We start from the raw sequence: 18979 nt of genomic DNA, 5'->3' as shown, positions 1-18979 counted from the left end.
CCAAGACCTGCGACGGCCTGGTCGAGGAGGACCTGGACCGGCTCGCCGACGACGCGCTCGCCGACGCCTGCTACCCCGGCAACCCCCGCGAGGCCGACCACGAGGCGGTCAAGGGGCTCTTCCGCAAGATCATGGCGTAGGGGGCAGGGCTCCCACAGGACGTTAGCTCGGCTGGGCCTCGTAACATTTGTTACACGAGGCCCAGCCGTCTTCATAGAGGAGCGCTGCATCTGCGACTAGCCAATGCCCAGCTGCGCCGAGAGCGCAGCCCAGAGCTTGTGGGAGCCCGAGCTGGTGGGATGTACCTGGTCGGGGTTGAGGTCGTCGGTGCCCAGCTCCAGGGCGTCGAGGAGCGAGACGTGCAGGTAGCCCTCCTCCTGGCAGAGCTCGGCAAGTATCGCGTCCACCTGGTCCATGCCATAGCGGTTGTACGCATCGGTGCGCTCGTTGGCGGGCGGCGAGACCACCACGAGCAGGCGGCAGCGCTCCGCCGCGGCGGACAGCGCCTCGCGGGCGTAGGCGCGGAAGTCCTCCAGGGGCTCCTTCGCGGCGTCGTTCGTGCCCAGCATGACCACGACCACGTCGGCGCCGTCACCCAGCCACGCGTCGGGCTCCTCCGCCAGGAACTGCATCCTGAAGCCGCTGACGCCCGCGTTCACGAACGAGACGCCCCTCTCGCCCGCCCAGGCCCTGAAGTCGTTGGCCCAGCAGCCCACGGTGGTCGCCACCTCCTCGTAGCTGCCCTGCTGTCCCTGGTACACGACGACCCCGGTGTCGGACGGCGCCTCCCAGCCGTCGCAGAGGTAGCCGGCGGTTATGGAGTCCCCGACCAGGCGGATGGAGCGCAGCTCTCCCCTGGCGAGCATGGCAGCGAGGGGCGAGACGGGCTCGGAAGTGGAGCCTGCGGCGGAAGGCTGGGACTGCGTGTCGGACGGCGAGGCGGAGAGACCAGTTCCCCCGTCGCTCGCCTCCTGGGTGCCAGCCGGTATCAGGCGAGCAGCGAGGAAAGGGACAGCCAGCGCGAGCAGCGCCGCGACGAGCACGGCCGTGACTGTAAGCGCCGTCCGGCGTCCCCTCCGACGCGGTTCCGGCCGCCTCGCGTGCCTGGGTGCGGACGGCCCCCTTCCGGAGGTGCGGCCCGAGGAGCTAGAGCCCATACTTCGCCACCACCCTGCGGATTGACCTGCCCCAGGGAAGCCAGACGGCGAGCAGGAACGCGACCGTGGACGCCCCGTGCACGAGGTCGAGCGGGAGCCCCGCCGCGAAGGCGGCGAGCGTCCCCTCCCAGGTCAGGGGTCGCACGAATCCCAGGACGTACCAGCCATTGAGCAGGAGGCCATAGAGCAGCGCCGACGCGAAGCCGAAGGCGTAGAGCGCCCCGCGCCGACCGAGCATGCCGCGCTCGAAGAGCGCCCCGGCAAGGTAGCCGACGAGGCCCCACGCGTACATCTGCCAGGGAGTCCACGCCCCCTGGCCGAAGAAGGCGTTGGAGGCGAGGGCGGCAAGGGCCCCCACCATGAAACCCTCCCTCCTGCCCAGGGCCGCGCCTGCGACGATGGCGATGGCGCTGACGGGCTTCACGTCCGGGAAGGGGGCGAAGAGCACCCGCCCCGCCGCTGCGGTCGCCGCGAGCACCGCCGTCGGCACGAGCTGGCGGAGCGTCGGGCGCGAGGCCTCGTAGCCCGCGAGGAAGAGCGTCAGGCAGAGCACGAGGACGAGCATGGTGAGCCCCGCGCTCGCCTCGACCCCCAGGATCGCGCAGGCCGCCATGGCAAGGGGCACCGCCGCGAGCGAGAGGGGCTCCAACGCGGAAAGCGCCCTGGCCCGGACGGGCCGGGCCACCATCCCTTCCGTGCCGGCCATGCGCGCCTCCCCTCCTCGATTCGTCCAGAATAGCACCCGTCGCCTTCGCGGGACCGTCCGGCCGACAGGGCGGGCTGACGCGGGCAAGTGGTCTAGAGTGGAGCAAAGGAGTCCTCGACGAGGGGAGAAGACCATGCTCTACCTTGGCAACTTCAGCTACAGCGACCAGACGGACCCCGCCGAGAACTACTGCCTCATGCCCGCGCTGGTAGAGGCGGCGGACCCCGAGGAGGCCCTCACCAAGATCGCCCACGCCCTGCAGGAGCTGCACGAGGGCTCGGACCTCCTCGAGGGCGCGGCGCGCATCAACCTCGACTCGCTCGTCGAGCTTGAGGCCGCCCCCTCCGAGGCGCTCATCGCCCAATGGACCAAGGTGGTCCCCTCCGTGGACGGGCTCTCGCTCATCAGCTCGGTCCTGCCCGCCGGAAGTGACGACGCCGAGGCCTATAGCTGGGTCTCGAACGACGCGGACGGGGAACGCGGCCACGACGACGAGGCCTACTACGAAGACGAGGTGGACGAGGAGGCCTTCCTCAGCTTCGAGTAGCGGACCTCTCCCCCGGGAGGCGCACGCCTCGTCAGCCGCCAAGTGTCGCCGACGACGCTGCCGCGGGTAACGTTGCCGCAAGAGGGCCGATGTGGGTGGTTCATCCGACGCCGCACGCGAGAAGTGGGTGGTTTCGCCCGTTTTTGGGGAGAAAAACCACCCACTTCGCACCTCCCGCGGCATGCATGCCCTCTGACACCAACATTCGGTACGCGGCGCGCTCTCACCGCCCAAGGCAGGGCCGAGCCAAAGCCAAGCCCCGCGTCGTAGCCGAACCGTACAAGGCCTAGCGCCAAAGCCGGGAGTTCTCGAAGAACTCCCGGCTGGGCTCGGTGACCGCGACCTGCCCGTCAAAGAGCAGGCTAACCGTGTCTGCGAGCTCGCGCACGAGCCCGAGGTCATGGGTAGCAAGCAGCACCGTCGTCCCGCGCTCGCACGCGACAGCGATCGCCCCGCCCAGGCTCCGGCGCGCCGCGAGGTCCAACCCCTTGCTCGGCTCGTCCAGAAGCAGGAGGTCTGGCCGGGTCAGCAGCAGCTTTGCCAGCGCGACGAGCTGTTGCTGGCCACCCGAGAGGTCGTAGGGGTGCCGTTCCAGGAGCGACGTGCCCAGGCCAAGCTCGGACAGTACGAGCTCGACGTCCCCACCCGCGTAGCCGCATCGGGAGGACCACTCCATGAGCTCCTCTCGCACGCTAGGAAGCGAGAGGAGGGCCTTGGGGCTCTGGGACAGCAGGGCCTGCGTGACGCCACGCGCCTTACGCACCCTGCCCCTCTGGGGACGCAGGGTGCCGGCGGCGAGCGAGAGAAGCGTCGACTTGCCGCAGCCGTTGGCGCCCACCAGGGCGCGGCACTCCCCCCGCGCGAGCGAGAGGTCGAGCCCGCGCAGGACCCAGTCCGCGTCGCGCGCATGGCGGAACCATAGGTCGCGCAGGGAGAGGCGGCTCTCCGCAGGGTTGGGCCCACGTCGGCGCGACCGGTCGAGCAGCCCCAGCTCCCGTCGCTTGCCCAGCTCCTCGAGCGGAAGCTCCCTCACGCGTCCCCCCTCCAGTGAGAGCGCCCTGGTGGCAGAGTCCGCGAAGGTCCTCGGGGCGTGCGTCGCCACCAGGACCGTGATGCCCAGCTCGCGGTTCGCCTTCCTGAGCAGCGAGACGAACTCCCCCCCGCTCACGGGGTCGAGCATCGCCGTCGGCTCGTCCAGCAGAAGGAGCCGGGGCCGCATCGCCAGGACGGACGCGAGGGCGAGCACCTGGAGCTGCCCCCCCGAGAGCTCCGCGCACCGCGCGTGGAGCCAGGGGCCCATGCCCAGGAAGTAGCTCGTCTCGGCTATGCGGCGTCGCAGCTCCTCCTGGGGGACGGCCAGGTTCTCGAGCCCGAAGGACAGCTCCTGCATGACGCCGTCGCAGACGAGCTGCGCCTGGGGGTCCTGGAACACGTATCCCACGAGGGCCGCACTGAGGGCGGGGTCCTCGGCGAGCAGGCCGACGGGCCTTCCCGCGACCTCGAGCTCGCCCGCGAGCCGTCCCGTGGGCGAGATCTGGGGCTTGGCGAGCCTCAGCAGGGTGGTCTTGCCACTTCCCGTGGCGCCCACGAGCACGGCGAAGTCCCCTTCCTCGAGCTCGAGGGAGACGTCCTCGAGGACGGGGGCCGACCCATCGCGCGCGTCAGGCGGGTCGGGGTAGGCGAAGCGGACGTGACTCATGCGAAGGGCCGTAGGCATCAGCGCCCCCTCCAGGAAAGTCGCTCAGCAAGCAGCGCGAGGCTGGGGACCAGGACCTGCAGCGCAAAGGGCAGGTAGCCCCACCATGCCACGAGGGTGGGCATCTGGGGATAGAACCTCCACTGCGCGAGGGCGACGGAGGCAAGAGGGGCGTTGAGCAGCCCCAGCAGCACGAGTGCCGTGATCGCAGCCACGTCCGAGGGACGCAGGATGATGCGCCGGTAGTGGCTGCGGCGGGGCGACGCGGCCCAGCCCCGCGCACGCATCGAATCGGCACGCTCGAGGGAGTCCTCGAGCGCCCAGCTCAGGACGATTCCCAGGGAGCGGATTCTACGCCGGACGGGCAGGTTCCATCGAGTCGTGCCGAAGCGCTCCCCACCCCCGTGGCCAGTCGCGTCGCCCGCGCTGGCCCCCTCCCCTTCCGCGGCGGTGCAGGAGGCGAGCACCCCCTCAGTCAGCTCCGCACGGCGCAGCAGTCGGGGGAGCAGCTGGAACACCATCGAGACGACGAGCGCCAGGCTGGGAAGCCGGCCTCCCCAGACCTCGCGGAGGCGGTCCCCGTCCACGATGCGCGCGCAGCACTCGAACCACAGGAGGGTCGAGAGGAGCATCCCGCCCATGCAGAGGCCATACGAGAGGGACTCGAGCGTGGGCGAGAGAGGCCCCAGCTCGAGCAGGACGGTCGACCCCGTCCGGACGAAGATCGGGTTGAGGAGCACGATGAGGGCGAGGAACGGCAGCTGCCAGCGCAAGCGGGCCAGGATGGCCGAGGGGCCAAGGACGAGGGATGCCAGAAGCAGGCCCCCGCCCAAGGAGATGCCCACGTAGACCGGCTGGAGCACGAGCATGGCCATGAGCAGCGTCGGCACGAGGCAGACAAGGGGGACCAGTGGGTGGCGGTCAGAGAAGAGCTCGTATGTGCCATGGACGTGCATGGTCTAGACGTAGCTCCAGCTCACGACGGAGCCGTCTGACACGCCATACTCGTCACTCATGACGCTGGGGCTCACGCCATCGACCGAGTAGACCCAGCCGTGTCCACCGGACATGTCCGTGCTCCCCACGCCGTTGATGACGTAGACCCAGCTGCCCGAGCCATAGGGATTCGGCCCGGACTGGACCGACGCCACGGAGCAGAGAGCGCCATAGGCCGTGGAGCCCTCGCTCACGTGCGCCGTCGAGGAGCTCCCGTTGACCAAGACCGTGACGGAGATGAGCCCATCGTCGGAATCGGCTGAGCCGTCAGACGATTCCGAGACGCCTGCACTCGAGGCGAGGTCTCCTCCCCCCGATACATGGCCCTGGCCTCCGGACCCACCCGATGCCTCGCTCCTCGCATCGGAGGGCCTGGTGTCCTCGGAATCGTCGGCCTTCTCGTCTGCGGAACCGGAGGAGGACTGCTCCTTCGACGGGGTGGTGGAACCCTCCTTCGAATCGCCCCCAGAGCTTGTCTCTGACCCCTTGCCATCGGAAGCGGCGTCAGACGCCTCCCGCGTGGTGGAGAGCGAGAGGGAAGGGGCGCCCGGCAGCGATGCGAGCGGATCCTCTCCCCTGGCGTACTGGGACATCGACCATGCGCAGAAGGCGATGACGAGGACCGCGAGAGCCGACAGGATGGCGCGCAGGATTTTCTGGTTGCGCCCGCCCATGCCTATTCCTCCCCTACCTCACGCCTGCGCCAGGCGAGGCAGAGGAGCAGGACTACCGCACCGCCTACCATGCCCACGACAGGCCAGGCGGGCGGGCGACGCATGGCTGCCTGTCCGACCTCTGCCTCCGCATCGGCGTGATCTGACGGTGAGCCTTCCCCGGTGTTCGAGGCGGATGTGGACCCTGTGCCTGGAGCCGATGACTTCGTGGCTTGGCTGCCAGGCGCACTGGCGTTGGAGCTCTGCCTGGAGCCGACGCCCGGCGTCGGGGTCCCCTTACCGCCAGCACTTCGTCCGCCGCCTGGCGTGCCCGCGCCCTTGGACTGGCCGACGCCCTGGGACTGTCCGTCCTTCGGGTCCGATTGCGCGCCCTTGGGATCAGGCTGCTCGCCCTTGGGGTCCGGCTGCTCGGGCTGGGAACCGGGCACGAGCTTGAAGAGGGCTCCCGAGTCGTTTCCGTAGTAGAGGCTGCCGTCGGCGCCCGCGACCACCGAGGTGATGCCGAACTGCCGCTGGCCAGCCTCGGGCTGGTACAGGAGCGTCGCCCCGGAGTCACCGGCCCTGAAGAGGTAGACGCCTCCCGGTCGCGCGTTGCAAGTGAAGTAGACGTAGGTCCCGTCCTCGCCCGTGCGGACCAGAGGGCTGGACTTGACCTCTCCGGGAAGCGCCGCACCAGACTTCAGGACCTCGGCCTTGGAGACGACCCTCATCGACGAGGCATCTATCTCGTAGATGCCCCCCGCATACCTTCCGTTCAGGAGCCTCCTGCCACCCACGTAGAGCCTCCCGCCCACGAGCGTGGGCGTCGAGGTGCTGTAGTCGCTGAACCTGACCCGGTCCTCCTCGCGAAGTTCGCCGCTTGCACCCAGGGCGAGGCGGTGAAGCACTCCGTCCCTGGTGACCACGAAGATGACCTTGCCGTCGGGGGAAGCAACGACGCCGGCGCGAGATGACTCCCCCAGGTCGAGGGTCCCCAGCTCCCTGCCGTCCGATGCGTCGAGGACGCGAACGGCACCGGAGTCATCCGCGACTATGGCACGACCTCCGACGAGCGTGACGCCCGACCAGTAGAAGCCCGTCTGGGAGTTCTCCCTCCTCCAGCGAATGCTACCGTCCCGCAGGCTCACGCAGAGGAAGTAGCCGCCCTGCGAACCGCCACCGGCGTCCGCTGCGGCAGTGCCGTAGTACAGGTAGCCGCCCTGCACCGTCAGGGTGCTCAGCGACTGCTGGGGCAGGCCGTTGGACTCGGGGAGGGCGTCCTTTATCGCCCACTTGGTCTTCAGGCTGTCTGCCGCGACGGCCTGAAGGCGCCCACCGTGCAGAGGAACGACTACGAGACCGCCGTCGTACACCAGGCGTGCCGTGGAGTCGACCGAGGTGAGGAGTTGGGCACTGCCAAGCTCCTTCCCCGTGGTGGCATCAAGCGCATAGAGGACGTCTCCCCTCGCGACGAAGACCCTACCGCCCGCAAGGACGGGATCGCTTGGCGCCCCCTCGCCCGCACTCGGAGCAAAGGTCCACTGCGCCTCGCCGCCTTCGACGGGGGTTGCCGCGGAAGTGGACCCCTTTTCGCCCTCGCCCCTGAAGCCCGGCCATTCGGATGGCCAGTCCGGGAGGCTGAGGCCAGGATCGACGGTGACGTCGTTCTTTGGGTACTCCCTCTTCTCCGTTCCGTACGCCCAGACGATCTCGTCTCCTGGGCCCAGGACGTAGTTGGACGCGTATTCCTTCGACATCTCGCCGTTGACAAAGAACTGCCACCAGCTCCAGCCGCCGTCCTGTCCCTGGACTGCTCCAAGCTGCGATGTCCCGTTGGGAAGCGTCTGCCCCGAGCGGGCGGAGATGGTGTAGATGCCATCGTCCACGTCGAAGCCGGCGTCGTTCAGCACCTGCTTGGAGAGCTGAGCCGCCGTGGTTCCCTCGGGCACAGCCAGCTCGCGGGAAGAGACCCAACTGACGTCTGCGCCCCCCGCGCCAGGCCCCACGACCCGGACCTTGGCCGTGACCATCCTCTTGTCGTCCTCGGGCAGCTTGTCACCGTAGGCCGAGTAGCACCAGACGATGGAATCACCCTTCTTCAACGTGATTCCGCCCGCCCCCTCGTCGGCGGCGACGCCGTTCACGAAGAGCTGCCAATACCTGCCGGAGGCCTGGTCGTAGCTGAGCCTGCGGCTCCCGTCAGGCGAGCTGATGGTCGAGAGGTAGTAGCCGTACTGGCCGTTCTGGGACTCGTGGGCGAGCCCCGTCCCCTGGAGCATCCTCTCGGTGAGCACATCTGCAGTCGAGCCCTCGTCCAGCGCGTAGCTGGCCTCACGCGCCCAGACCTCGGGGCTTCCGAAGGCATCCCTTCCTATGACGGATGCCTTGACCTCGACCTGTGGCCTGGGTGCGTCGACGCCGGTCGTGCCCAGCACCCTCAGCTGCGCGGAGACCGGCTGCGAGACGAGGGAGCGGAGCCTCTCTCCCCAGACGGGGTCGTCCCCACGGAGCCTCGCAAGCTCGGAGTAGCGCTCGTCCGTCAGCACGGAGCTGACGGTGACCTCCTGGTTGTAGGTGGGCTGGGGGCTGAATAGGCTGAGCATGGTGCTGTTGTCGGCGTTCCAGGCGAGCTGCAGCGTCTCGTTGAGCACGAGCTTGGTGTTGCTCGAGCGGAAGGTGCGCGCCTGGTCGTAGCTGCCCATGCTGTCGTACTCGGGGAACTGCTCGGGAACGACGCCCGCGTGCGCCGACGACTCGGAGACGTTGCGCGCCCAGCGCAGCTCGCCCGAGTCGTCCAGGTACGCCTTCTGGAAGGTGGAGAGGTTCTTGGATATGCCGAGCGGCGACTGCCCGGCCGCGAGGGCGGCCGCGTAACCCGCCTTGACCCTTGCCATCAGGTCGAGGGCGGCGCCGACCTCTTGGGAGTCCAGCGGCTTGACGGAAAGTCGCAGGGTCTTGCTGGCCCTCACCTCGGGATTCTCCCTGCTCTGGATGGTGCAGGTGAGCTCGGCCTCGCCCTCCTGCTCCCCGGGAAGCGGGCGCACGACCCGGGCGGCATAGCCGTTCACCTTAATCGCGTCAGTGGAGCTGGAGTAGCTCACGCGATCCAGCTTGCCGTCCACGCCCAGGGTGCGCGTCGTGGGAAGCTGCAGGTCGGCGTCTATGCCCTCCCCATTCGCCGGGATGGGGCCACCGCTCGAGTAGCTCAGGTTCGGGTAGACGAACCTGTCGTCAAGTGCCGACTGCAGGCGCGCGGACTCAGAGGCGACCTTCTCGGGATCGGCCTTGACCGTGACCTCAAAGACCTTGGTCACGCTGCCGAAGTCCGCCGCCCTCTCGACGTTGGCGTTGAGGTTTGAGTCGTTGGGGACGAGCGTCGCCGTGAGCGTGACCCTCTTGTCCACGGCACCGCGGGTCACCTTGCCCGCCGTGTCGACCGTCGCCTCGTCGGAGCTCGACCAACGAACGCTGGAGTACGCCTTGCGCTGGTCTGCCTGCAGGCTCGATGGCAGCGCGAGGTCGGAGGCCACTGAATCCAGAGAGGAATTGCCCCCGAGGATGGACTCCGTGTCGAGCGCCTGTCCCTCGACCTCCATCTGGCTGTGGAAGTAATCCTGGTCCCAGCCTATGGTGACGCTCTTGGGCTTCGAGACCGCCGTGCAGTCGTCCGCCGCGAAGGCGAAGCTGCAGCTTACGTTGGGGTTGTGGAAGCTGCCGTCGAGGGACGACCTCCGGTAGCCGATGCTTCCGTCGGCCGCGACGCGCTGGGGGTCTGCCGTCGAGGCGACGGAGACCGTGACTCCCTCGAGGGCGGGCTTGCCCAGCTTCTCCGCGAGCAGGCTGCGCACGAGCTCGTTGGCGTTCTTGTCCTTGCGGTAGCACGGCCTGAGTGCGCCAAGCGCGTCATCCAGGGCCCTCGCCAGGGCGTCCACCCTGGCCTGGTTGGGGTCGTCATAGAGCTTGAGGCGGACGAGGTCCTCGGCCTTGCTGCCGTCCGGCTCGTAGGTCGTGCGCGCCTTGTAGCCGTCGGAGCCCGTGATGGTGACGGCGTAGGGGCCGTCCGAGAGCGCAAGCGCGTAGCGGCCGTCGGCTCCCGGCCGGTCGGTCACCGTCTCGTCCTCGTCCTCTCCGTAGGGGTCCTCCTCGACATGGGTCACGGTGACCTTCGCGCCGGCGTCAACGCTGCCGTCGGCGTCGATGCCGACGAAGCTCACGACCACCTCGCTGAGCTTCAGCTGGACGTCCTGCGACGCGGCCATGCCCTCCGTGACGGAAAGGGTCCTCGTTGCCTGACCGTAGTGGTCGGCAGATGCGCTGACCTGCAGCTTCTGCCCGACGACGACGCGATAGCTGCCGTCGGGCTGGGGAGAGAGGACCTGACCGGAGTAGCCGCCCTTCCTCACGACGACCTTCGCACCCTTGATCTGGGCGCCCGTTGCGTCGACCGCCCTGAAGGAGAGGTCCACGAAGGCGAGGGGATTCAGCTTGATGCCCGCGGAGCCGTTGCCGGCAGGCCTGAAGCTGCCGTCCTCGTAGTCCTCGTAGCCGTCGGCCGTCACCTTCACGTAGTAGGTCTTGGTGGAGTCGAGCTCGTAGAGCCCCTGGTCGTTGGGACGGACCGAGCTACCCCAAGAGTTGCCCTCGTTGACCTTGACCGCGGTCGCGTCGACCCTCTTGCCCGTCTTAGCGTCTACGGGGGAAAGGTCGACCTGGTAGGTCGTGGGACCGGGCTCGAGCACGAGGGTGACCGTGGCGTGCGCCAGCTCCCTGGCGTTCCCGTCCTCCATGGCGGAAGCGCTCGTGCCGGGCGCGTAGGCCCGTATGGTGAGCGCTACGGTTGCGTCGCCGCCGACGGGACGCCCGACGATGTTGAACCTGCCGCTCGTGATGCCCCTGCTCGCGCTGACGTAGGCGTTCTGCTCGACGGTCAGCGCGTAGGAATACGTCTTGTCGTTGACCAGGGGACGGAAGTTGAGGGAGGTGTTCGGGCTACCGTTCTTCGTCTTGTAGCCGATGTCGTAGCTCAGTCCGTCGGCAGACTTCTGGACGGCGTCGCCCCCGCCGGAGATAATTCGGGTGTCCCTCAGGAACTGGTCCAGATGCTCCTGGGCCTGGGCGCCGCCCTTGTCCGACGGCCCTGACGTTGGGGCGCCATCCGACTCGAGGCCTGGCTGGGCCACGGCCTCGGCGGCGGCCGCCCCTCCCCCATCGGATGCCACCTCGGCCCAGGCCTGGGCGGGGACGCCGCCCAGCGCCAGGCCGAGAGAGAGCACGACCGCAAGGCCGCCTTGGGCCAGCTTGACCGGTGTGGGAAAGCGCATTCCCGCTCCTCTCGCCCCAAAGGGCACGAAGAGGGCAGGCAGGATGGAGGCGCCGCACGCGCCCGCCAGACGGCGCGCACGCATGGCGCGCCTCTCCCTGGAACACAGTTCCCGCTGGTCCGGAGTCGAACCGGAATCCTTTTTCCTAGGCTTTGCAGCTGTAGGACCGTGCCCTCGGTGTCTTTTCAGTTGGGCATCATTCTAGCAGCTGGGATGCCGTCCCGAGGCCGGGCAAGGGGCCTCGGCAGACCCTACGACCTGCCCCGCTGCGGGCGTGCCGCCCTGCGCGACCAGACGAGGACCCCCACCCCCAGCACGACCAGGGGAAGCGAGAGGCACTGACCCATGGTGAGCCAACCCGTCCCCAGGAGGTAGCCCAGCTGGGCGTCGGGAAGGCGCACGAACTCCACGAGGAAGCGGAAGCAGCCATAGAGCGCGAGGAAGGTTCCCAGGAAGGTCCCCTGGGGACGTACCGGGCTGCGACGCGAGAGCACATAGAGGACGCAGAACATCACGACGCCCTCGAGCAGGGCCTCGTAGAGCTGGGAGGGGTGGCGGTACACGTGGCCACCGCCGTTGTTCCAGAACATGACGCCCCAGGGCAGGCTCGTCTCCTTGCCCCAGAGCTCCCCGTTCACGAAGTTGGCGCAGCGGCCGAAGAAGAGCCCCAGGGGTGCGCCGATGACCGCGAGGTCCGCGACCGTGGGGATGGAGAGGTGCAGCCTGCGACAGGCGAGCGAGCCTCCCAGCACCGCGCCGACGAGCCCCCCGTGGAAGCTCATCCCGCCCTCGGAGAGGGCAAGGATCTTGAGCGGGTTGGCCAGGTAGAAGCCGTCCCCGTAGAAGAGCACGTAGCCGAGGCGACCGCCCAGGATGACCCCGAGGGCGATGCCCACCATGACCTCCGTCAGGTCGTCCAGGCTGAACTCTATGCCCCAGCGCCTGGACACCTTCCAGATGGCGACGCCAGCGCAGACGAAGCCCGCGAAGTAGGCCAGCCCGTACCAGCGGACCGAGAGCGGGCCCAGCGTGAACGCGATGGGGTTCAGTCCCTGGTAGATGGCATCAAGCCACATGAAGGCTCCTCTCGCCTGCCCACGGGGCAAAAAACTGCTGCGGCCCCTCCCGGGACCGCAGCGTCGAAAGTTCCTGCAGGTGCTACCACGCCATGGCGGGCTCGACCTTGGTGACGCCGGGCACGTGCTCCTTGAGGATGCGCTCGATGCCCTCGCTCATGTCGTAGCTCGAGAGCGGGCAGCCCGCGCAGGCGCCCTGCATCTCGAGGGTCACGACGCCCTCGTCGTTGACGTTGACCAGCACCACGTCGCCCCCATCGGCCTGGAGGCTCTGGCGGATGACGCCCAGGGTCGCGTCCAGGAGCTCGCGGTTGACCGGGGTCCTCTGCTCGTCTGCCATGCTCTTCCTCTCCTCGTGCGGCAATTCCCACCACATCGATTCCATTTACGTTGCTGAGTCTACCCAAACCTCGCCGCAAGACTCCGAGGACGCCCCACAAAACCCAGAAGTGACCATCGCCGTCAGTCGATCGCCTCGAAGAGGTGGCCTGAGTCGTGGTTTGCGAGGCGACGGAGGGGAGGTCGGCCCGCCTGGACGGCCTTGAGCGCGGCGGCGACGCGGCCGACGGCGGAGGCGGCCTCGTCGGGCGAGAGGAGCGTGCAGTCGGCCATGAAGCGCGTCATCCCCGCCGCGAGGAGCTCCGGCAGCTCAGGCGTGGCGTCCAGGGGCGTGGCGGCATAGATGCGACTACGGCCGTGCACGTCGGTCCGGACGGGCATGAGGCTTCCGTCGGTCGCCCTCAGGCTGTGCGGGCGCCTCCTCAGGGCGCAGCGCGGACAGTCGTGTATGCAGCGGTCCGCGACCTGGAGGACGCAATGCTCGCTGGTCATGGCGCGCGTGCGCCCAAGGACCATGCGGCCCGTGGGCACCGAGGCAGCCCGCGCGAGCGCGCAGCCCTCCTCCAGCGTGAGCTCGGGCGAGAGCCAGATGCCCGCGGCGCCGGCGCGCTCGAGGGCGACCGCGGCGCTGGTGTTGTGCACGGGGATGCAATCGCGGACCTCGGCCATGGCACCCCTCCGGGCGGCGAGGGCGAGCTCGCTCACGTTGCCCACCGCGCAGGGCGCCCCGGGCCTCACGAGGGCATCGAGGCGCTCGTGGTCGCACTCGCGGCAGACCTCGTCGAGCCAGGGAACCAGGACGCAGCCCCCGGGCAGCACGAGCCCATCCATGTCCCGCAGCGCCTCGGGCGTGGCATAGAGACGCGTGGCGCCTGCCTTAACCGCCGCCTCCGCCGAGTCGAGGTCGTCCACCAGGGCGCAGACCTCGGCCGCTCCCGCACCCTGCGTGGCTGGTGCGCCTCTCAGGTTTCCCAGCTCGAGCTCGATGTCACGAAGGTCGGGCACCGTGGCGAGGCCCTCCGCGCGCGCCCTGACGGGTGCCTCGACCTGGCGCGTCAGCTCCTCCACCGCCCGGGCGCGCAGCGCATGGACGGCGCTGAACCCCATGCCGCAGCCCTCGTCCAGCTCGACCTCGAACGAGCGGGGCTCGAAGGGGGACGAGCCCATGCGACCCACGTGCTCGACGAGGTCCTCGCGCGTCACGGGACGGGTGCGCGCGGGCTCGACGACGAAGCCCTCCGCCCGCGCCGATGCGCTCCCGTCGCAGCAGACGAGCTCGACGGCGAAGGGCTGGCCCAGGTGAGAGACGACGCGCACGTCTACGCCGCGTCGCGGCCTGAGCTCGCCCGTGGCGGCGCGCGCGGCGTCGTCCATGGCACGCTTCGAGCGAATCACGCGCACGGCGCTGCCCCGAGGCAGCACGCGGGTGGCGCGGCAGCTGATGGTGTCGCCCGGCAGCGCGTCCGAAGGGGCGTGCGCGGTAAGGAACTGGCTGGAATCGTCCTGGGGACGGAGCTCCAGAAGGTCGCCTGCACCGACCGGGCGGTCGAGCAGGACGTCGATCTCGGCGAAGGTCTTGCTGCGGAGGCGCTCGCGACCGCCGTTGGACCCCCCGCGCCTCACCTTTCCGCCGCCCAGGTCACGGCTGCCCACGACGCTTCCCACGAGCTCGCCCCGGTTGTTCGAGCGCTCGTAGCTCATCATGTCGTCGTCCGAGCGGTGGTCCAGGTAGCTGTCGGTGAAGTCGCGGTTGAAGGCGCGGCGGAGCCGGTCGTGGATCAGGTCGCTCTCGGACGGGGTCGACGTGCGCCCGGCCGCGAGCTCGTCGAGGGCGAGGCGATAGGACGAGACGACCGAGTGCACATAGTCGGGGGCCTTCATGCGGCCCTCGACCTTAAGAGAGCCCAGCCCGGCGTCGTTAAGGCGCGCGAGGTCGTCGACCGTGCAGTAGTCCTTGGGACAGAGCGGGCGACCACGGCCCTCGGCGGAGACGACCCTCCCCCGCCCGTCCAGGAGCTCGTAGGGGAGGCGGCAGGGCTGGGCGCAGAGGCCACGGTTGGCCGAGCGGTTCCCCTTGAGCGAGCTCATCATGCAGACGCCCGAGTAGCAGAAACAGAGCGCACCGTGGCCGAAGCCCTCGAGCTCCACGCCCTCGCGGGCGATCGTGGCTATCTCGTCAACCGAGAGCTCCCTCGAGAGGGTGACGCGGCCCACCCCAAGGTCGCGGCACCAGGCGACGCCGCGGACGTCATGGACGTTGGCCTGAGTCGAGACGTGGCACTCCATCTGCGGGAAGCGGCGGCGAACCTCCATGAGCAGGCCCCAGTCCTGGATGATGAAGGCGTCGGCGCCCAGGAGCCAGGCCTTTCTCACCAGGGCAAGCGCGCGAGGCATCTCGTCGGTGCGGATGACGACGTTGACCGTCACGTACACGCGGCAGCCGACCAGATGCGCGTCGCGGCAGGCGCGCCCGAAGGTCTCGTAGTTGAAGTTATGGGCGCCACGGCGGGCGTTGAAGTCGCTGCCCAGGGCGCAGTAGATGGCGTCGGCACCGGCTGCCAACGCGGCGTTGAACTGCTCGGGACCGCCTGCGGGCGCAAGAAGCTCGGGCACGCCGTGCCTCTCGCGAAAGCTGTGCGGCACAGCGGGAATGTGGGGGCGACCCGCCGCCACACCCTCGATCGACTCACAGGCTCTGCTGGCCTGCGCCTCCGCCGGCGCAGCCTTCCCCGATCCGAACGTCCCCATGCCCATCCTCGTCGACGTCCCCTCCAAAGACGGGAGAGACTCTACCCCAGGGGGGCGCTGGACGGCGCCAGAAAGAAGCGAACACAGGCAGAGGCCACGCACGCGACGCTGCTTACGCGTACGTGCGGGACGAGGCGGGGGACGTGCCCCGATGGCGTGATGGTGGGCCGGGGGGCACGATCCAGGCCCATGCGTCCAGGTCGCCTGGCCCGCCATGCCACCATGCATCGCCAGTCGATATATTTTGTACATAATTAAATATAAGAATTTATTATATTTATGGAATGCGATTAGCTCGCAATATCGATATCCACGATAAGTTATAACGGGTGGAGAGGACCGGCGGCAGGTCGGGCGCGGCGGGAGCCTTGGGGGACCGCGGGCAGTCACCACCCTATGGCCGGGCGCAGCCACCAAAGGATTGGAGAGACCCATGTTCAGGCACGAGCTTACCCACCCAGCAATCACCCGACGCGGACTGCTACGGCTCGGGGCGGCCGCATCGCTGCTCTCCGTCTGGGCACTCCCCGGCTGCTCCGGGAACGGGGCGGACGACGGTGGGACGAATGGGGGCAAGGACGTCGCCTCATCCGCTCCCCTCTCCGGCAAGTCCCTGAACGTGTACTGCGGCGCCGGCATGGCCGAACCGTTCAAGGAGATAGCCCAGAGGTTCCAGGACGAGACCGGCTGCACCATGAACGTCACCTACGCCAATGCGGCACAGATCGCCACGCAGATACGCGAGTCCGGCACGGGCGACCTGTGGATAGCCGGCTCCGTCGAGGAGACGGAGAGGCTGGGGGACGCCCTGGCCGCCAGCACGGACCTCGTGCGGCACATCCCCGTCCTCGCCGTTCCGAGCTCGAACCCCAGGAACATCCAGTCCATTGTCGACCTCGCGAACGCCGACGCCATACTCATAGGCGACCCCGAGTCGACCCCCATCGGAAAGGTCGCTCGGGCGGCGATGACGAAGGCCGGCATCTGGGACGAGGTGCAAGGAAGGGTCTCGACCACGACCACCGCCCCGCAGATCTCCGCCGCGCTCGCGAACGGGCAGGGGGACGCCGGCATCGTATGGAAGGAGAACGTCGGGGAGGGGGTCTCCATCGTGGCGGAGTCCGACATGGAGCCCTTCGCCAAGACCGTCCCCGCGGCGGAGCTGTCAGGCGCGTCCGACAGCGAGGCACTCTCGGAGTTCGTCGGGTTCCTGACCAGCGACGAAGCTCGGAAGATCTGGGAGTCCCACGGCTACGAGACGGTCTAGGGATGCATCGTTCTCACCTGGCGACCACTCGGAGGAGAGAGCTGTTCCCGGTCCTGTGCGTCGCGACGAGCGCGGTGCTCGTCCTCTTCATGGGCACCACCATCCTCGCGATCGCGGCGAACGGAATCGCCCATCTGGGCCTTGCCCTCTCGTCCGAAGAGGTCATGTTTTCTCTCCGCATGAGCGTGATGACGTCTTCCCTCTCGACCGCCCTGTGCATGGCGCTCGCCCTCCCGTGCGCCTGGGCGATGACGAGGGGAGGCCTCCCCTGCCGACGCGCGCTCGAGACCCTCGTGGAGCTCACGCTGTCGCTGCCCTACATCGTCCTGGGCTTCGCCCTCCTGGTAATCTTCTCCTCCCCCTTCGGGGTGGCCCTGCGAGACCATGGCGTCTCGGTGGTCTTCCAGCCCGCGGGCATCGTCCTCGCCCAGATGGCCGTCAACGTGCCCTTCGCCCTCCGCATGTCGAGAACCGCCCTGTGCGGGGTCGACCGACGCATGGAGTTCGTGGCGAGGACGCTGGGCGCGGGCTCGTGGGACGTGTTCAGGACCATCACGCTGCCCCTGTGCCGAAACCAGCTCGTCTCGGCACTCGTCCTCACCTGGGCGAGGGGAATGGGTGAGTTCGGCGCCACGCTCATGCTGGTCGGCGTGACGCGCATGCGGACCGAGACGCTGCCCGGGAGCATCTTCCTGAGCATCTCCACGGGAGACACGGACACGGCGATGGCGACCGCGATGATCATGCTCCTCGTCTCTGCGGCCGCCCTGACGGCGGCGAACGTCCTGGGCGGGCACCCCGTCTCGCGCGCAGAAGGAGCTCGTGAGGTCTGATGGGCATCGGAATCGAGATCAGGGGGCTCGTCGTGCGTAGGGGGCAGTTCGTCCTGAGGGTGCCGCGGCTGAGCATCTCCCCCGGCGAGTCCTTCGCCGTGCTCGGACGGACGGGGTCAGGCAAGACGGTCCTCATGGAGAGCATAGCCGGCGCGTGCGAGGTCAGCGAGGGAAGCATCGAGCTCGACGGGACGAACGTCCGCGAGCTCGATCCCAGGGACCGTCGCATCGGGCTGCTGTACCAGGACTGCCTGCTGTTCCCCCACCTCAGCGTGGTGGACAACGTCGCCTATGGCCCGCAGAGGATGGGTGCCGGGACACACGAGGCGCGGTGGCACGCCCAGGAGCTCCTCGAACTCCTGGGGGTCGGCCACCTTGCCGACGCGCATCCCAACCTGCTCAGCGGAGGCGAGGCGCAGCGCGTCGCCCTCGCCCGGGCTCTGGCGACGCGTCCGGGGATGCTCGTCCTGGACGAGCCGTTCAGCGCGCTGGACCCGACCACACGAGGCGACATACGCGACGCCGTGAGGCGCGTCGTCCGCGACTTCGGCTGCACCCTGCTGTTCGTCACGCACGACTTCAGCGAGGCGCAGGAGATGTCGGAGCGCGTGGGCATCGTCCTCGACGGCAGGCTCAGGACCGTGGTCGACTCCACGCTGCTGCTCCGCACCACCCACGAGGACGACGTGGCACGTTTTCTTGGAATCCAACCCTAAGAAGGATCCGCATGACATTCATTCCTGACCAGCGCATCGACCAGCTTATATCCGAGGACATCCCCTACCTCGACCTCACCTGCGAGCTCCTGGGCATCGGAGGGCGGAGGGGGCGCATGGAGTACCTCACCCGCGAGGACTGCGTGCTGGCGGGCGGGGACGTGGCGGCGCGCGTCATGGAACGCCTGGGCGCCACCGTCGTCTCGCTCGAGCCGGACGGGAGCAGAATCGCGGCCGGCGGCACCCTCATGGTCGTCGAGGGCGCGGCGGGCCAGCTGCACATGGGCTGGAAGGTCGCGCTCAACCTCTTCGACCACCTCTCGGGAGTGGCGACGAAGACCCGGCGGATGGTCGACGCGGCACACCGCGCCAACCCCTCCTGCGAGGTCCTCACGACGAGGAAGAGCCTGCCGGGCGCCAAGGACCTCCTCACCCTCGCAGTCCACGCGGGTGGCGCCTGGCCGCATCGCCTGGGCCTCTCCGAGACGGTCCTCGTGTTCTCTCAGCACGTGGCATTCTTGGACGGGATGGACGGCCTGGCACGAAGGCTCGCGGAGGTCAGGGGCTCCTGCGTCGAGAAGAAGCTGTTCGTCGAGGCAGGGCCCGACGAGGCCCTGGAGCTCGCGCGCGGCTTGGATGGCAGGAGGCTCGTCGACGGCATCCAGCTCGACAAGATCCCGGTCGACCAGCTGGCGGACCTGGTGCTGCGACTCCGCGAGGCGGACCCGCAGCTGACCCTGATAGCCGCAGGGGGCGTGAACGAGGGGAACGCCGAGTCCTACGCCGCGACGGGCGTCGACGGCATCGTGACCACGGCACCGTTCAACGCGCCCCCCATCGACATGACCGCACGGATGGAGGCAATCTGACGCAACGGGCACCTACCATGCATGGTAGGTGCCCGCATCATGTGCTCGAAGGGAC

15 protein-coding genes are annotated in these 18979 nt (G+C 68.7%); 6 read left to right on the top strand and 9 right to left on the bottom strand.

The features are described 5' to 3' along the window. Positions 1-17 precede the first annotated feature (17 nt). Positions 18-140, top strand: a complete 123-nt coding sequence (locus tag ACMPH2_RS09725; protein ID WP_471752462.1) for a hypothetical protein — start codon at positions 18-20, stop codon at positions 138-140. A gap of 96 nt (positions 141-236) precedes the next feature. Here the strand turns inward: ACMPH2_RS09725 and ACMPH2_RS00145 are convergent, their stop codons facing one another. Beyond that, complete coding sequence (locus ACMPH2_RS00145; protein WP_234946877.1) at positions 237-1043, bottom strand: SGNH/GDSL hydrolase family protein; 807 nt, start codon at positions 1041-1043, stop codon at positions 237-239. A gap of 103 nt (positions 1044-1146) precedes the next feature. Continuing rightward, positions 1147-1863, bottom strand: a complete 717-nt coding sequence (locus tag ACMPH2_RS00140; protein ID WP_129583168.1) for an ECF transporter S component — start codon at positions 1861-1863, stop codon at positions 1147-1149. Between the two features lie 133 nt (positions 1864-1996). On the opposite strand from ACMPH2_RS00140, the gene ACMPH2_RS00135 reads away from it, so the two are divergent. Further along, a complete protein-coding gene (locus ACMPH2_RS00135; RefSeq protein WP_417118295.1) occupies positions 1997-2410 on the top strand; it encodes a hypothetical protein in 414 nt (137 codons plus the stop codon). 286 nt (positions 2411-2696) lie between these two features. On the opposite strand, the gene ACMPH2_RS00130 is transcribed toward ACMPH2_RS00135, so the two are convergent. From ACMPH2_RS00130 to ACMPH2_RS00100, 7 genes are all read right to left on the bottom strand, one after another. Then, the gene (locus tag ACMPH2_RS00130; protein WP_072500008.1) at positions 2697-4127 is read right to left on the bottom strand and encodes an ABC transporter ATP-binding protein; all 1431 of its coding nucleotides are present in this window, start codon (positions 4125-4127) and stop codon (positions 2697-2699) included. Continuing rightward, positions 4127-5062, bottom strand: coding sequence for an energy-coupling factor transporter transmembrane component T family protein (locus ACMPH2_RS00125; protein WP_072500009.1), 936 nt, complete (start codon positions 5060-5062; stop codon positions 4127-4129). The genes ACMPH2_RS00130 and ACMPH2_RS00125 overlap by 1 nt, the downstream gene beginning before the upstream one ends. Before the next feature lie 3 nt (positions 5063-5065). Continuing rightward, a complete protein-coding gene (locus tag ACMPH2_RS00120) occupies positions 5066-5776 on the bottom strand; it encodes a DUF4430 domain-containing protein (RefSeq protein WP_417118294.1) in 711 nt (236 codons plus the stop codon). 2 nt (positions 5777-5778) lie between these two features. After that, the gene (locus tag ACMPH2_RS00115; RefSeq protein ID WP_417118293.1) at positions 5779-11076 is read right to left on the bottom strand and encodes a DUF4430 domain-containing protein; all 5298 of its coding nucleotides are present in this window, start codon (positions 11074-11076) and stop codon (positions 5779-5781) included. 251 nt (positions 11077-11327) lie between these two features. After that, positions 11328-12152 carry a prolipoprotein diacylglyceryl transferase gene (gene lgt, locus ACMPH2_RS00110; RefSeq protein WP_303133216.1) on the bottom strand — a complete coding sequence of 275 codons (825 nt, stop codon included), beginning with the start codon at positions 12150-12152 and terminating at the stop codon, positions 11328-11330. An 82-nt stretch (positions 12153-12234) separates the two neighbouring features. After that, positions 12235-12492 (bottom strand): NifU family protein, encoded by a 258-nt coding sequence (locus ACMPH2_RS00105; protein ID WP_062531400.1) that lies wholly within the window; start codon positions 12490-12492, stop codon positions 12235-12237. Between the two features lie 122 nt (positions 12493-12614). Beyond that, positions 12615-15104, bottom strand: a complete 2490-nt coding sequence (locus tag ACMPH2_RS00100; protein WP_417118292.1) for a U32 family peptidase — start codon at positions 15102-15104, stop codon at positions 12615-12617. A gap of 568 nt (positions 15105-15672) precedes the next feature. On the opposite strand from ACMPH2_RS00100, the gene modA reads away from it, so the two are divergent. From modA to modD, 4 genes are read left to right on the top strand one after another with little or no spacing between them, the layout of a single operon-like run. Next, complete coding sequence (gene modA, locus ACMPH2_RS00095; RefSeq protein WP_062531402.1) at positions 15673-16506, top strand: molybdate ABC transporter substrate-binding protein; 834 nt, start codon at positions 15673-15675, stop codon at positions 16504-16506. A 2-nt stretch (positions 16507-16508) separates the two neighbouring features. After that, a complete protein-coding gene (locus ACMPH2_RS00090) occupies positions 16509-17339 on the top strand; it encodes an ABC transporter permease (RefSeq protein ID WP_062531403.1) in 831 nt (276 codons plus the stop codon). Continuing rightward, positions 17339-18055, top strand: a complete 717-nt coding sequence (locus ACMPH2_RS00085) for an ABC transporter ATP-binding protein (protein WP_072500016.1) — start codon at positions 17339-17341, stop codon at positions 18053-18055. Before ACMPH2_RS00090 ends, ACMPH2_RS00085 begins: the two co-directional genes overlap by 1 nt. Before the next feature lie 11 nt (positions 18056-18066). Beyond that, positions 18067-18924 carry a ModD protein gene (gene modD, locus ACMPH2_RS00080; RefSeq protein ID WP_062531405.1) on the top strand — a complete coding sequence of 286 codons (858 nt, stop codon included), beginning with the start codon at positions 18067-18069 and terminating at the stop codon, positions 18922-18924. The last annotated feature ends 55 nt before the right edge of the window (positions 18925-18979 follow it).

Source organism: Olsenella phocaeensis (assembly GCF_048189965.1).
In the GTDB taxonomy this organism is placed as follows: domain Bacteria; phylum Actinomycetota; class Coriobacteriia; order Coriobacteriales; family Atopobiaceae; genus Olsenella_I; species Olsenella_I phocaeensis.
The sequence above is the reverse complement of the archived record's forward strand: the minus strand, read 5'-3'. Positions and strand labels throughout refer to the sequence as shown.

Coding starts and splice junctions, on each gene's coding strand:
- ACMPH2_RS00140 (WP_129583168.1), bottom strand. CDS start 1,863: ATGGCCGGCACGGAAGGGATGGTGGCCCGGCCCGTCCGGGCCAGGGCG.
- ACMPH2_RS00135 (WP_417118295.1), top strand. CDS start 1,997: ATGCTCTACCTTGGCAACTTCAGCTACAGCGACCAGACGGACCCCGCC.
- ACMPH2_RS00130 (WP_072500008.1), bottom strand. CDS start 4,127: ATGCCTACGGCCCTTCGCATGAGTCACGTCCGCTTCGCCTACCCCGAC.
- ACMPH2_RS00125 (WP_072500009.1), bottom strand. CDS start 5,062: ATGCACGTCCATGGCACATACGAGCTCTTCTCTGACCGCCACCCACTG.
- ACMPH2_RS00120 (WP_417118294.1), bottom strand. CDS start 5,776: ATGGGCGGGCGCAACCAGAAAATCCTGCGCGCCATCCTGTCGGCTCTC.
- ACMPH2_RS00115 (WP_417118293.1), bottom strand. CDS start 11,076: ATGCGCTTTCCCACACCGGTCAAGCTGGCCCAAGGCGGCCTTGCGGTC.
- lgt (WP_303133216.1), bottom strand. CDS start 12,152: ATGTGGCTTGATGCCATCTACCAGGGACTGAACCCCATCGCGTTCACG.
- ACMPH2_RS00105 (WP_062531400.1), bottom strand. CDS start 12,492: ATGGCAGACGAGCAGAGGACCCCGGTCAACCGCGAGCTCCTGGACGCG.
- modA (WP_062531402.1), top strand. CDS start 15,673: ATGTTCAGGCACGAGCTTACCCACCCAGCAATCACCCGACGCGGACTG.
- ACMPH2_RS00090 (WP_062531403.1), top strand. CDS start 16,509: ATGCATCGTTCTCACCTGGCGACCACTCGGAGGAGAGAGCTGTTCCCG.
- ACMPH2_RS00085 (WP_072500016.1), top strand. CDS start 17,339: ATGGGCATCGGAATCGAGATCAGGGGGCTCGTCGTGCGTAGGGGGCAG.
- modD (WP_062531405.1), top strand. CDS start 18,067: ATGACATTCATTCCTGACCAGCGCATCGACCAGCTTATATCCGAGGAC.